This window comes from Pseudomonas sp. GW821-FHT09A09, assembly GCF_059418405.1.
Window position 1 is genome coordinate 45483 of record NZ_JBWKPU010000021.1, and the last position, 13997, is coordinate 59479.

The window sequence follows — 13997 nt, forward strand, 5'->3', positions numbered from 1 at the left end:
ACGAAGATCCCCTGTAGGAGCTGGCTTGCCAGCGATGGCGGCGGCACAGTCGATTGATATGTCGCCTGTGCCGCCGCTTTCGCAGCTTCGCTAGGCTCTCAAAACGAAAACGGGCCTGCAAATGCAGGCCCGTCTTTAGTGGCGATGAAGGAACTGTCAGTGATCAGCCGTTGAACACGGCACGTTCTTTTTCCAGAAACTCCTGTTCAAGCTCGTCTTCATTCACTTTGGTGGTCGGCTGGCTTTTCCCGGCAGCGCGTGGCTTGCCTTGCAGTTTGCCGAACAGATGTTCCAACGCATGCTCCAGTTTGATGGCGGCACCGTCGATGGCCTGTTCCAGCGTGTCGGCCTTGTCGCAGACCGAGACCGGTTGATGGCCCTTTGGCCGTGCTTCCAGTCGGCAACTCAAATCATGGGGGCCTGGCTTGTCGCCGTTCTCATCGCGCAGGTAAACCTCAACGCGGGTCAGGTGTTCTTCATAACGTTCGAGCGTGCTCTCAATGGTAGTACGTACCCACTCCTCCAGTCGGATGCTGCTTTCAATATGGTTATCGCTATTGACTTGGATTTGCATAGTTCTTCCCTTATTTCAGCTAGCTCGCGGGAGGTCACAACTGCAACACCGGTGTGGTGTAACCATGACCTCTTGATTACACAATTGAGCAGTCAGAGAACTAATTCAACCCCTTTGCAAAGATAAATCCCACATTACAAATTAAGTCTGACGACGAGCAAAAACGCTGTTAGGGTGGGGAGTTGGTTACATCTTCTTACGCCTGAACAACCTCACAATTGCCCCTCACCCAAGGGGTGCAATCCGCGAAAAATCCCCGCTTCTTCCACCAGCCAATCATGCACCGCCCGTACGCCCGGGTGGCTTAGTGCGCCTGGCGCATACAGCAGTACATAACGTTTGTGATTGGGCACCGCCAATCCGAAGGGCACGATCAAGGTGCCACGCTCCAGCTCATCATTGAGCAAGGTACGCCGCGCAATGGCGACGCCCATGCCGGCGATGGCAGCCTCGATCGTCAGGTGGTTGCGGTTGAAGGTATGCCCGCGTCGAACATCGGCTTCGTGATAGCCGATGGCATTCAGGTAAAACTCCCACTCCGCGTACTCATAACTCCCACGCCAAGCGGTGATGTCGTGCAACAACGGGAAATGCACCAGATCAGCCGGGCCGTGCAACGGCGGACGTCCACGCAACAGGCTCGGGGCGCACACCGGAAAAATCTGCTCGTCCAACAGGGCTGTGGATAACAGGCCGGGGTAGCTGCCGTCGTTCAAGTCAATCGCCAAATCGAAGTCACCTTCGTGCAGGGCGATGCTGCTGTCTTCCGCGACCATGCGCAGTTGGATGTCCGGGAAACGCTGCTGAAGCCGTGGCAGACGCGGGGTCAGCCATTTACCGAGAAACGACGGAATCGAGCGCAAGCGCAAGGTACCGCTGATCATCCCCGCGTCCAGCCGCTGCAACTCTGCATCGATGCTGCCGTAAGCCTCCCCCACCGTCGTCGCGAGCCGCTGCCCCTCGGCGCTCAGCTCCACACCACGCGCCCGCCGATGAAACAGACGAAACCCCAGGCGCTCCTCCAACTGGCGAATTTGTTGGCTCACCGCCCCCGGCGTGATGTGCAGTTCTTCGGCGCAACGGGTGAACGACAAATGCCGCGCAGCGCAGGAAAACACGTGCAACCAGACGTAGGTCTGGCCATGTAGGGGGCGAGTCATAGGGTTTAGTCCTGCTAAAGGGTGTCTTAGGATAATTCGTTGGTCAGTGCCGATCCAGAGGCTCAGTATCGCGCCAATTCCGCTCGTCCTACAAAACATGGCAGCGATTTCTACTCCATTGCTTGTAAGGCTTTAGCATGGCTATCAGTGTTTTCGATCTATTCAAGGTGGGCATCGGCCCGTCCAGCTCCCATACCGTCGGCCCCATGCGGGCGGCCGCGACCTTTGCTCAAGCCCTGAAAGACCAACACTTGCTGAGCGACACGCGGCGTGTCGAAGTACGCCTGTACGGCTCGTTGTCGGCCACCGGTGTCGGCCACGCTACCGACCGCGCCTGCGTGATGGGGCTGATGGGCGAATGGCCAGACACGGTTGACCCAACTTCCATCAACGCGCGCATCCAGCAACTGCGCGAGTCCGGTCGCCTGCGACTCGCCGGCACCCAGGACATTGCCTTCAACTGGCAACACGACCTCCTGTTGCTCGACGAAAGCCTGCCTTACCACCCCAACGCCATGTCCCTGCACGCCTATGGCGACAACGGCGTGTTGAGCGAACAAACCTACTACTCGGTGGGCGGTGGTTTCATCATCGAAGCCGCTGAGGCAGAGTCGGGTATTGCGCCGACCAGCGAAGTGGAATTGCCCTACGACTTCTCCAGCGCCGTCGAACTGCTGGCCTTGTGCAACACGCACGGCCTGCGGGTTTCCGAGCTGATGATGGCCAACGAACGTGCCTGGCGCAGCGACGAGGAAATCCGCAGTGGCCTGCTGCATATCTGGTCGGTGATGCGCGAATGCGTGGAACAGGGGTTGCGCGATGAAGGCATCTTGCCGGGCGGCCTGGATGTGCCCCGTCGCGCCGCAAAATTGCATCGCAACCTGTTGGAAATCGGCAAGCCGAATGTCATCACGTCGACCTTGTCGGCGATGGAGTGGGTCAACCTGTTTGCCCTGGCCGTCAACGAAGAAAACGCGGCGGGTGGGCGCATGGTCACGGCACCGACCAACGGCGCGGCGGGCATCATTCCCGCAGTGCTGCATTACTACATGAAGTTCAACCCCGAAGCCTGCGACGACGACGTGGTCAATTTCTTCCTGGCCGCTGCCGCCGTCGGCATTCTTTGCAAGAAAAACGCCTCGATCTCCGGCGCCGAAGTTGGCTGTCAGGGTGAAGTCGGTTCCGCCTGCGCCATGGCCGCTGCTGGCCTGGCCGATGTGCTCGGTGCGACACCCGAGCAACTGGAAAACGCCGCCGAAATCGGCCTGGAACACAACCTCGGCCTGACCTGCGACCCGGTCGGTGGCCTGGTGCAAGTGCCGTGCATCGAGCGCAATGCCATCGCCGCCGTCAAGGCGATCAACGCCACGCAAATGGCCCTGCGCGGTGATGGCAAACACTTCATTTCCCTCGACCGGGTGATCCGCACCATGCGCGATACCGGCGCCGATATGCACGACAAATACAAAGAAACTTCACGGGGCGGCCTGGCTGTGAACTGGGTGGAATGCTGAGGAGCATTTCCTGACCGCCCCAACGTGAGCCCGCGCAAAAATAATAACGAGGCAATAACGATGACCGATGTACGTACACCTGCTGGCGCTACACCTTCAGAAGCAAGTCCCGCTCTAGAAAACACCGTGACCACCGGCTGGACCAAACACGACACCACCTGGATGCTCGGCCTGTATGGCACCGCCATCGGCGCGGGCACCTTGTTCCTGCCGATCAATGCCGGCGTCGGTGGCTTCTGGCCGCTGATCGTGCTGGCACTGCTGGCCTTCCCGATGACCTTCTTCGCCCACCGTGGGCTGACGCGCTTTGTGTTGTCGGGCAAATCCGGCGACATCACCGAAGTGGTCGAGGAACATTTCGGCGTGGGCGCAGGCAAGTTGATCACCCTGCTGTATTTCTTCGCGATTTTCCCGATCCTGCTGGTGTACAGCGTCGCGCTGACCAACACCCTCGGCAGCTTCATGGAACACCAACTGCACATGGCTCCGCCGCCACGGGCGATCCTGTCGCTGGTGCTGATCCTCGGCCTGATGGCCATCGTGCGTTGCGGCCAGGGCGTGATCGTCAAGGCCATGAGCGTGCTGGTGTACCCGTTCGTCGCCGCCCTGCTGTTGTTGGCATTCAGCCTGATCCCCAACTGGAACGGCGCGTTCTTCGCCTCCGCCGGTGACGGCATGCCGATGCCGCTGTTCCTCAAGACCCTGTGGCTGGCGATCCCGGTGATGGTGTTTTCCTTCAACCACTCGCCGATCATTTCGGCGTTCGCCGTCGATCAAAAACGCGTGTACGGCGCGCAGGCCGAACGCAAGAGCAGCGGCATCCTGGCCACGGCCCACGGCATGATGGTGCTGACGGTGATGTTCTTCTGCTTCAGCTGCGTGCTGGCGCTGTCGCCCGCCGACCTGGCAGCGGCCAAGGCCCAGAACATTTCGATCCTGTCGTACCTGGCCAACCACTTCCAGACCCCGGTGATCGCCTACGCCGCGCCGCTGATCGCGCTGGTGGCAATTACCAAATCCTTCCTCGGCCACTACATCGGCGCCAGCGAAGGCTTCCAGGGCTTGATCGTCAAATCCCTGCGCAGCCGTAACCGTTCGCTGTCGGCCAAATGGCTGGAACGCAGCACCGCCCTGTTCATGGTGCTGACCTGCTGGGCTGTGGCGACTTTCAACCCGAGCATCCTGGGCATGATCGAAACCATGGGTGGGCCGATCATTGCGTGCCTGCTGTTCCTGATGCCGATGTACGCGATCCGTCGCGTGCCATCTCTGCGCCAGTACTCGGGCCAGGTGTCGAATGTGTTTGTGGTGGTGATCGGCTTGATTGCGCTGTCTGCGATCGTTTTCTCGGTACTGCCCTGAAATAGCCCACAACGCAGCTCCCATGTAGGAGCTGGCTTGCCAGCGATAGCGATCGTTCATCGAAACAATTGTTGACTGATTCGCCGCCATCGCGGGCAAGCCCGCTCCCACAAGGGGTATTCATTGCCTGACAGGGTGCTGTACGGCACGGCCTTTGCTGTACAGCTCTTGAGGACAACGGACCTTGTGGAAACCTCAGCGACGGAGTGGCCAGTGGTCAGGAAACGCGAACTAATCCCGACACCGGTCGTCAATGACTGCATGTTCTTATCAGGCGGTAACGCACCATGGACAATCCTTTTCAGATCATCACAGACACCTTCACCCCCAACTACCGTGTCAACCTGAGTATCCAACGGCTGGATGGCAGCATCATGCTCACCCTCTCGAACGAGTCGGGCGTGGTGGCCAAGCGCATGATCAGCGCCGAACAACGCAACGACCCGCAACGGCTCAAACGCCTGGTGCAAAGCATCCAGTTCGGCATCGCCATCGAGCAGGGTCACAGCGCCATGGAGATCCTGGCGGTGATGACTGACGGCGATCACCAGCGCTTGCAGCGACCGCCTACGAACACCCTGCCCTTCAGCGTCGGGCTTTAAAGCTCGCCCTTCTCGGTTTCCAGGCTCGCCTCGCCCTTGCGGCGCGGGCCTTCGACCTTCACCGACGGGAACGCCGACGAAGCGTAGCGCACCACCAGGATCGAAAACGCCAACAGCAGAATCCCGCCGCACAGGTAGATGATGCCAATGTCTGGCGGGTTGTGGTGGGACACGTTGGAGATCAGCAGGCGCGTCAGCGCGGTGATCGCCACGTAGATCAGGAAGCGCACCGGCATGTGGTTGGTCTTGAAGTAAATCCCGACCATTGCGCCCAGTTCCAGGTAGATGAACAGCAACAAGATGTCATCGATCTTGATGTGCCCGTTCTCCAGCATCCCCAAAAACTCCATCACCGCCGCCCAGGCCGTCACCGCACCAATGGCGAACAGCGCCAGGTAGTGGAACGACTCGACAAACAGGTTGCCCAGGGACTCGGCCAGTTCATGCACGTTCTGGCGCAGCTTTTCGGCCCAGTTGATTTTCACGATGATGCTTCCTTAGGTCGACTCGACCGGATAATGCGGGTTGGACGTGACGGTTGTTCTGCATGCAGAAAAAAGGCCAGAGGCCGATATAAGATGATGGCGGGGTGACATGAGGCACGGCAAACCTGTATTTACGGGCTACATTAAAAAACTGCTACCCAAACCCCACGGTTTGGCTTACCCTTTTCACTGTATATGAATACAGTAGTCGCAAAAGACAACTATCGTGAAGGCATGTGAGGTGGTGAATGGCCGTCGAAGTGGTATACCGCAGCAGCCGAGATCTGGAGCGTTTGTTCATGGATAAAGCCGAAGCTGACCGTCATGACAAGATGCTTGAACTCGCCGAGTTGCTGGCAGAAGTGTTGCAAAAAGCCGTGCCGTCCCTGAGCGAGCAGCAGGTGGAAGAAGCCGGGATCTACATGGCGAAGAACCGCGATGTATTTGCCAAGGCGTTCAAGAGCCAGCCGGACGCGTTGTCCGAGTTGCTGAACGCACCGGCAGAATAAAGCCAGAATTGAACAGGCCCTGAGTCACTGACTCAGGGCCTTTTTAATGCCTGGCTTATTTGTACAGCAGGCGCTCGGCCAATTCGTCCGCCACCCGTGCGGGGGAGCGTTTTTCGGCTTGGGCGTGGGCAAAGATCTCGGTCAGGCGTGCGCCGATGTTCGAGAGGTGTGCGGTGATGTCCGCCAGCTCTGCGCCACCGTGCTTGAGCGCGACGTAGATCAGCCCACCCGAGTTGATCACATAGTCGGGGGCGTAGAGGATGCCGCGCCCTTCCAACTGGTCGGCGATGTCGAGGTTGGTCAGCTGGGCGCTGGCGGAACCGGCCACGGCGGCGCAACGCAACTGGCCGACGCTGTGGCGATTGAACACCGCACCAACGCCGCAGGGCGCAAGGATGTCGCAGGGCGTACTCAGCAAGGCATCGTTGGCGATGGGGTGGGCGCCGAGCTGTTCCATGGCCAGTTGCACCTTGCCGTGGTCGATGTCACTCACCAGCAGTTCAGCGCCGGCCGCGTGCAGCTGTTCGGCCAGGGCAAACCCGACATTGCCCAGGCCCTGGACCGCCACGCGCAAGCCTTCCAGGTTGTCGCTGCCCAGGCGGGCCATGGCCGTGGTGCGGATGCCGGTGAAAACGCCCATGGCGGCATGGGGCGACGGGTCGCCGGCGGCGGTGGTGCTGGTGACGAAGCGGGTGTGCTGGGCGATGCAGTCCATGTCGGCCACCGAGGTGCCGCTGTCGATGGCCGTGATGAAGCGGCCGTCGAGTTTTTCGATGCAGCGGCCGAAGGCTTCGAACAAGGCAGCGCGGCTCTCCACATGCACGGGGCGGATGATCACCGCCGTGCCACCGCCCACCGGCAAACCGGCCAGGGCGGCTTTGTAGCTCATGCCTTGGGCCAGGCGCGCAGCATCGGCCACGGCACTTTGATCGTCGGGGTAAGCGAGGTAGCGACAACCGCCCAAAGCAGGGCCCAGGCGGCTGTTGTGGATGGCTATGACCGCCTTCAGCCCGGTGGCCGGGTCGACACTCAGGTGCAGCGATTCAAGGCGGGTGCTGTGCATGAGCGCAAACATCAATGAGCTCCCGAATCACTTCTGGTAGAGGCCCAAGTATAGGCTTACGGTAAAAAACTGCCGAAGCGCGCTGGAATAAGCCGCCCGGTTTTGCAGGCCTTGCGACATAAGACCGTGGGATATTTCCCCAATGTGCTGGACGAAAATTCTCAGCAAGGCTAAAACGGGGGCATCTGCCGGAGAACGCAATGAATCCCCGCACAGCCTTTTTTGCCTGTCTGGAACGTTCACCCCCTGCGCTGTTCGAAGCTGCGCTGTGGATTGCGGCCGAGCACGATCCGGCGGTGCAGCCGCAAGTGATCCTGCAAGAACTCACCCTGCTGCAACAACAGGTCAGCATCGGCATGCCCATGTTGCCCGCCGACGAACTGGGCCAGCCCCTGCTGCGGCGCTTGAATGACCTGGGGTTTGCCCAGGACGACTTTACCCCCCTGCGCCCCGCCGCCGCCTTACTGGACAAGGTGCTGCAGCGCAAACGCGGGCAGCCGCTGGCCATGGGGTTGATCGCGATGGAATTGGCGCGACGCCTGAACATTCCGATGGTCGGGGTGAATTTTCCCGGCCACTTCCTGCTGCGGGTGCCGGGCGCCGACCACTTGCTGGACCCGTGTGGCGGCCGGCGCTTGTACCCCAACGATTGCCGCGAGCTGCTGCACCGCCAGTACGGGCCGAACCTCAAGTTGCAGTCCGAGCACCTGCACACCGCCGAACCCCGTTCGATCCTGCAACGGCTGTCACGTAACCTGCGCCAGTTGCACCTTTCCAATGATGCGCCGCTGGACGCCCTGATCGACGCCGAACGCGTGCTGGAACTGGGCAACGCCAGCGCCGCCGACTACCTGGCACGCGCCAGCCTGTACCAGCGCCTGGATTGCCCGAGTGCCGAGCGCTTTGACCTGGAGCATGCGTTGCTGCTCAGCGAAGACCCGATCCAGCGCCTGCGCCTGACCGAACGGCTGGGGCATTTGCCACCTAATGCCATAGTGCATTAGCACCCGGCCTGTAGGAGCTGCCTTGCCGGCGATGGCGGTGGGACAGTCGGAAAAACCGTCAATGACACTCCGCTATCGCCGGCAAGCCGGTTCCTACATTTGGGCTGGGTGAATCAGTGATTGCCCGGCGCTTTTAGAATATCGCCGGGCAATGGGCTTTTCGGCACATCCATGCCAGGCGAACGCACCTGGATGATCAACAGCGCCGCAATGACCGCAGGAATAGCGCAGAAGAAAAATATCTGCTCCACCGGAATGTGCATCGCCAACAACAAGCTGCCAAACAGCGGCCCGAGGATCGAGCCAAATCGCCCTACCCCCAGCGCCCAGCCCGTGCCCGTTGCGCGTACGTGTGCGGGGTAGAAGTTACTGGCAAAGGCGTTGAGGGTCAGCTGACCGCCGATGATGCAGAACCCGGCGGCGAACACGCAGGCCACCAGGTAGCGTGGGTTATCGTGGTTAAGGCCCAGCAAAACCGTGCACACCGCGGCTGCCGCCAAAACACCGGACAGCAGGCGCACCTTGCTTTTCAAGCGGTCGGCGAACCAGGCCATGCCGATGGCGCCCAAGGTGCCGGCAAACAGGAACATCGACGTCACCAAATTGGCTTCCTTCAACGCCAAACCGCTTTCCAGCAACAGCGACGGCAGCCAACTGATCATGAAATACAGCAGGATCAGGCTGACAAAAAACGTCGCCCAGATCAGCACGGTCGGGCGCGCATAACCGTGGCGAAACAGCTCCACGACCGTCAGCGTGCTGCCTTGTTCTCGCAGGTTGTCTGCAGCACTCGCCAACGGCGGCTGCCAGCCCGGCAACAGGCGCGCCGTGACCTTTTGCAGGCGCGCATAAGGCGGCGCGTCACGCAGCAAACGTGGCAAGGACTCGGGCAACAGCCACACCAGGAAAGGGAACAGCAACAACGGCGTCACGCCACCCGCCAGGAACACCGCCTGCCACCCGTAGCCTTCGATAAACCCGGCCGCCACGAACCCACCCGCCGCGCCACCAAACGAAAAGCCGCACGCCGCCAACGTCACCATCAGGGTGCGCAGGCGCGGTGGCGAATACTCCGACATCAAGGCCATGGCACTGGGCATCGCGCCGCCCATGCCAATGCCGCAGATAAACCGCGCCACCATCAGGGTGGTCAGTGAGTTGGCGAACACCATCAACACCGTGAGGGTCGCGTAGATCAGCACGCAGCCCAGCAGGATGCGCCGCACGCCAAACCGATCGGCCAGGGGCGTCACCAGCAATGAGCCCAAGGTGAGCCCCAACAGGTTGGCGCTGAACACCGGGCCGAACGCGGCCTTTTCCAGGCCCCAATCCTTGGCCAGGGCCGGCACCACGTAACCCAGCACCTGGGCATCGTAGCCATCGGTCACCAGCAGCAAGGCCAGCAACAAGAGAATCAACCACTGGTAGCGCGACACCGGACGGGCGTCGAGTGCCGCACGAAAGCTGGCAATCTGAGAGTGCATCGCAAGGTACCTATTATTTTATTTTTATGGCCACGCGCAACCTTGTAGGAGCCGGCTCGCCGGCGATAGCGGTCGACCTGACACACCGCCATCGCCAGCCAACCGAGTCCCACAGGGTCAGGGGGTATCAGGCTGGTTGGCGGGGTGCGCCTGGATAAAGGCCGGATGCTGCGCCGCCAACGCCGCCACGCGACCGATGCGTGGGTACGCCGTCAACGGCACCTTGAAGCGTTCAGCCGCGTACAGCTGGGGAATCAGAAACGCGTCAGCCATCCCCGGCTGTTCCCCGAAGCAAAAGCCTCGGTCGCCAATCAATTGCTCCACCGCGCCCAGCCCCTGGCTGATCCAATGGCCGATCCATTCCAGCAACTGCGCTTCGTCATGCCCCCACTGGCGTAGCAGGTTCTGGGTGCTGGAGTTGTGCAGCGGGTGGATATCACAGCCGATGATCGACGCCACCGCACGCTCATGGGCGCGGGTCGCCAGGTCCTCTGACAGCAGCGGCGCCTGTGGATAACGTTCGTCCAGGTATTCGATGATCGCGGGCGACTGAATCAACAACTCGCCCTCATCGGTGCGCAAGGCCGGCACACGGCCTTGGGGGTTGATCGCCAGGTACTCCGGCTGGCGGTTGGCGCCACCCGGTGGCACCAGCAGGTTGACCGGTATCGCGGTGAAATCCAGGCCCTTGAGGGCCAGCGCGATGCGCACCCGGTACGACGAGGTGGAACGGTAGTAGGTGTAGAGTTCCATCGCCCTGCCCTCTTAGCGCGCTGCGATCACGGTGCCCCGGCATTCGCCGAAGCCGATGGAGGCAAACCCTTCGCGGCGGCAACGGGCGCGCAGGATGATTTCGTCGCCGTCCTCAAGGAACTTGCGCACTTCGCCGGACGGCAGCTCGACGGCTTTCTTGCCGCCTTCGGTCATCTCCAACAAGCTGCCGAACTGGCCCGCTTCCGGCCCGGACAAAGTACCCGAACCAAACAGGTCGCCGGCCTGCAACTGGCAACCGTTGACGCTGTGGTGGGCCACCAACTGCGCGACGGTCCAGTACATATGCAGGCTGTTGCTCAGGGCCAGGCGATGCGCCGGCAGGTTCTGCTCACGCATCGCGGCGGTGGTCAGCAGCACCTCAAGTTCAATGTCCAGTGCACCCGCGGCCTGGTCACGTTTGTCCAGCAAGTACGACAGTGGTTGTGGGTCGCCTTCAGGGCGCGCCGGTTGTGCTTTGCGGAACGGTTCCAGGGCTTCGGCGGTGACGACCCATGGGGAAATCGTGGTGATAAAGCTCTTCGACAGGAACGGCCCCAGCGGCTGGTATTCCCAGGCCTGGATGTCCCGCGCCGACCAGTCATTGAGCAGGCAGAAACCGGCGATGTGCTCGGCGGCGTCGCCAATGGCAATCGAATCGCCCATGTCGTTGCCCTGGCCGATCCAGATGCCCAGTTCCAACTCGTAGTCCAGGCGTGCGCACGGGCCAAAGGTCGGCTCGGCCTGACCGGCCGGCAAGGTCTGGCCTTTTGGACGGCGCACGTCGACACCCGAGGGGCGGATGGTCGAGGCACGGCCGTGGTAGCCAATCGGAACGTATTTGTAGTTGGGCAGCAGGGGGTTGTCGGGACGGAACAGTTTGCCGACGTTCTGCGCGTGTTCGATGCCGACGTAAAAGTCGGTGTAGTCGTTGATGCGCGCCGGAACGTGCATCTGGCAGTCGGCGGCGCGGTGCAGCACCTGGGCCTCGCGGGTTTGCAGCTTGCTGCCTTCGGCGAGCAGTTCCAGTAGACGTTCGCGCAAGGCCACGCGCGGGCCACGGCCCAGTTCGAAAAACGCATTCAATTGGCCGCTGGCCGTTGCCTCGACGGCACGACGGGCATCACCCTCGAATTCGTCGATGGCTGCCTGCAAGTCGAGGATCGAATCGCCAATCGCCACGCCAGCGCGCGGTGCCGAACCGTTGATGCTGAACACCCCCAACGGCAGGTTTTGCAGGGGGAAGTCGGTGTGACCGTTGGCGGAGGCCACCCAGCTGCGGGTAAGTGTGGGCTGAGTCATGGGTTATCTCCGGTTCGGGTTGAAGGTGGCGGGCAGCGAAGCCCAGCACGCGTCGTAAGAGTTTTGTAGTTGCAGGCATTCCAGGGCGAACTGTGTAGGGCGCAGCACTTGGCTGGTCTCGAACATGAAGGCCATGGTGTTATCGATCTTGTGCGGCGCCAACTCGACGTTGATGGCCTTGGTGCAGGTTTCGCCGTCCGGGCCGTGGGCGCTCATGCAGCTGTGCAGCGACGCACCGCCCGGCAGGAAACCTTCGGCCTTGGCGTCGTAGGCGCCCTGGATCAGGCCCATGTATTCGTTCATCAGGTTGCGGTGGAACCACGGCGGACGGAAGGTGTTCTCGGCCACCATCCAGCGCGGAGGGAAGATCACGAAGTCGAGGTTGGCCAGGCCGTGCACGCTGGTGGGCGAGGTCAACACGGTGAAGATCGACGGGTCCGGGTGATCGAAACTCACCGTGCCAATCGTGTTGAAGCGGCGCAGGTCGTATTTGTACGGCACGTTATTGCCGTGCCAGGCGACGACGTTGAGCGGCGAATGATCCAGCTCGCAGGCCCACAGCTCACCGAGGAATTTCTGCACCAGGGTGGTCGGTTGCTTGAGGTCTTCGTAATGGGCCACCGGCGTCAGGAAGTCGCGTGGGTTGGCCAGGCCGTTGCTGCCGATAGGCCCCAGGTCTGGCAGACGCAGCGGTGCGCCATGGTTCTCGGCGACATAGCCACGCGCCTGGGCGTCCAGCAGCTCGATGCGGAATTTAAGGCCACGCGGCAGCACGACGATTTCCAGCGGCTCCACCTCCAGCATGCCCAGTTCGGTGGCGATGCGCAGGCGGCCCTGCTCGGGCACGATCAACAGTTCGCCATCAGCGTTGAAGAACACACGCTCCATGGAGCGGTTGGCGCGGTAGTGATAGATGCTGATGCCAGACGGTTTTTCCGACCCGGCGTTGGCAACCATGCCGACAAGCCCATCGATGAAGTCCGTCGGCTCGCCCGGAATATCCAGTGGGTTCCAACGCAAGCGATTAGGCGTCACCGCGCCGAGCGGGCCACCGGCCAACTGCCGTTCCAACTTGATAAACGCTGGGTGATTGGCCGACGGCTGGATGCGATACAGCCAGGTGCGACGGGCTTCGCTGCGCGCCATGGTGAACGCGGTGCCGGAGAACAGTTCGGTGTACAGCCCGTAGGGCGCTTTTTGTGGGGAGTTCTGGCCGACGGGCAGTGCGCCGGGCAGGGCTTCGCTGGCGAATTCATTGCCGAAGCCCGACAGGTATTCGAGGGTCATGGATCGTCCTCTGAGCGGAAGTTGTTTTTATCGTAATCCAGTTACGCATAACGTAATTTGATCACTATCGACCGTCAAGCTATAAAGACGCCCATTCATCTCTCGGATTCCCGCTGCCCCATGGAAAAGCCCCGCGACACCGGTAAACAGAAAGTCCGCTCGGCCGAAGTGGGCACCGACATCCTCAAGGCCCTGGCCGAACTGTCCCCCGCCACGTCATTGTCACGCCTGGCCGAGCACGTGCAGATGCCCGCCAGCAAGGTGCATCGCTATTTACAGGCGCTGATCGCCTCGGGGTTTGCCGAACAGAACACCGCCACCAACCATTACGGCCTGGGCCGCGAAGCGTTGCGCGTGGGCCTGGCCGCGCTGGGCAGCATGGACGTGCTGAAAGTCGGCGCGATGCCTCTGGCGGAGCTGCGCGATGAATTGAACGAAACCTGCTTTTTGGCGGTGTGGGGCAACCTGGGCGCCACCGTGGTGCAGATCGAACCCGCCGTGCGTGCGGTGACGGTGGTGACGCAGTTGGGCTCGGTACTGCCCCTGCTCAGTTCCTCCACCGGGCTGGTGTTCAGCGCCTACTTGCCGTCACGGGAGACCGTGGAGTTGCGCGAGCGCGAAATCCAGGCGGGCACTGCCCACGCCCTGGCGGACGACCAGGCCTACGCCACCGCCTGCGAACAGATCCGCAGCCGGGGCCTGCACTTTGTGCATGGCTTGCTGATGCCCGGGGTGGATGCGCTGTCGGCGCCGGTGTTCAACGCGGTCGGGCAGGTGGCGGCGGTGATGACCGTGGTCGGCCCCACCTCCCTGTTCCATGCTGATGAAGATGGCCCGGCGGCCCAGCACTTGCTGGCGGCGACCCGGGCCGTGAGCTGGCGCATGGGCTACCAGCCCTGAA

The 13997-nt window shown here is 61.5% G+C and carries 14 protein-coding genes; 6 read left to right on the forward strand and 8 right to left on the reverse strand.

The genetic code is table 11. The features are described 5' to 3' along the window. Positions 1-163 precede the first annotated feature (163 nt). Both AC07OV_RS18730 and AC07OV_RS18735 read right to left on the reverse strand, forming a co-directional pair. Positions 164-574: an HPF/RaiA family ribosome-associated protein gene (locus AC07OV_RS18730; RefSeq protein WP_176994951.1), complete on the reverse strand. Its 411-nt coding sequence runs from the start codon at positions 572-574 to the stop codon at positions 164-166. Positions 575-786: 212 nt separating this feature from the next. Then, entirely contained in the window at positions 787-1734 is a 948-nt protein-coding gene (locus AC07OV_RS18735) for a LysR substrate-binding domain-containing protein (protein WP_176994952.1), read from the reverse strand. 137 nt (positions 1735-1871) lie between these two features. Here AC07OV_RS18735 and AC07OV_RS18740 point away from each other — a divergent pair, with 137 nt between their 5' ends. The 3 genes from AC07OV_RS18740 (at position 1872) to AC07OV_RS18750 (ending at position 5212) form a co-directional block, all read left to right on the forward strand. Next, positions 1872-3248, forward strand: coding sequence for an L-serine ammonia-lyase (locus AC07OV_RS18740; RefSeq protein ID WP_494997264.1), 1377 nt, complete (start codon positions 1872-1874; stop codon positions 3246-3248). Between the two features lie 60 nt (positions 3249-3308). Continuing rightward, complete coding sequence (locus AC07OV_RS18745; RefSeq protein WP_494997263.1) at positions 3309-4610, forward strand: serine/threonine transporter; 1302 nt, start codon at positions 3309-3311, stop codon at positions 4608-4610. Between the two features lie 287 nt (positions 4611-4897). Beyond that, positions 4898-5212, forward strand: coding sequence for a DUF3509 domain-containing protein (locus AC07OV_RS18750; protein ID WP_176994955.1), 315 nt, complete (start codon positions 4898-4900; stop codon positions 5210-5212). Here the strand turns inward: AC07OV_RS18750 and AC07OV_RS18755 are convergent. Next, complete coding sequence (locus AC07OV_RS18755; protein WP_176994956.1) at positions 5209-5697, reverse strand: phosphate-starvation-inducible protein PsiE; 489 nt, start codon at positions 5695-5697, stop codon at positions 5209-5211. The two genes, AC07OV_RS18750 and AC07OV_RS18755, sit on opposite strands and share 4 nt — an antisense overlap. A gap of 248 nt (positions 5698-5945) precedes the next feature. Between AC07OV_RS18755 and AC07OV_RS18760 the strand changes: the two genes are divergently transcribed. Then, the gene (locus AC07OV_RS18760; protein WP_012722374.1) at positions 5946-6206 is read left to right on the forward strand and encodes a YebG family protein; all 261 of its coding nucleotides are present in this window, start codon (positions 5946-5948) and stop codon (positions 6204-6206) included. A 55-nt stretch (positions 6207-6261) separates the two neighbouring features. Here the strand turns inward: AC07OV_RS18760 and AC07OV_RS18765 are convergent, their stop codons facing one another. Further along, complete coding sequence (locus tag AC07OV_RS18765; protein WP_494997262.1) at positions 6262-7281, reverse strand: Glu/Leu/Phe/Val dehydrogenase family protein; 1020 nt, start codon at positions 7279-7281, stop codon at positions 6262-6264. Between the two features lie 188 nt (positions 7282-7469). On the opposite strand from AC07OV_RS18765, the gene AC07OV_RS18770 reads away from it, so the two are divergent. Further along, positions 7470-8273: a SirB1 family protein gene (locus AC07OV_RS18770; protein WP_494997261.1), complete on the forward strand. Its 804-nt coding sequence runs from the start codon at positions 7470-7472 to the stop codon at positions 8271-8273. Between the two features lie 113 nt (positions 8274-8386). Here the strand turns inward: AC07OV_RS18770 and AC07OV_RS18775 are convergent, their stop codons facing one another. The 4 genes from AC07OV_RS18775 to hmgA form a co-directional block, all read right to left on the reverse strand. Then, positions 8387-9757 carry an MFS transporter gene (locus AC07OV_RS18775; protein ID WP_495092754.1) on the reverse strand — a complete coding sequence of 457 codons (1371 nt, stop codon included), beginning with the start codon at positions 9755-9757 and terminating at the stop codon, positions 8387-8389. A gap of 117 nt (positions 9758-9874) precedes the next feature. Then, entirely contained in the window at positions 9875-10510 is a 636-nt protein-coding gene (gene maiA, locus AC07OV_RS18780) for a maleylacetoacetate isomerase (RefSeq protein ID WP_176994960.1), read from the reverse strand. 12 nt (positions 10511-10522) lie between these two features. Then, positions 10523-11809, reverse strand: coding sequence for a fumarylacetoacetase (gene fahA / locus AC07OV_RS18785; RefSeq protein WP_494997259.1), 1287 nt, complete (start codon positions 11807-11809; stop codon positions 10523-10525). A 3-nt stretch (positions 11810-11812) separates the two neighbouring features. Further along, entirely contained in the window at positions 11813-13096 is a 1284-nt protein-coding gene (hmgA, locus tag AC07OV_RS18790) for a homogentisate 1,2-dioxygenase (RefSeq protein ID WP_494997258.1), read from the reverse strand. 120 nt (positions 13097-13216) lie between these two features. On the opposite strand from hmgA, the gene AC07OV_RS18795 reads away from it, so the two are divergent. After that, positions 13217-13996 (forward strand): IclR family transcriptional regulator, encoded by a 780-nt coding sequence (locus tag AC07OV_RS18795; RefSeq protein WP_494997257.1) that lies wholly within the window; start codon positions 13217-13219, stop codon positions 13994-13996. Position 13997: the final 1 nt, after the last annotated feature.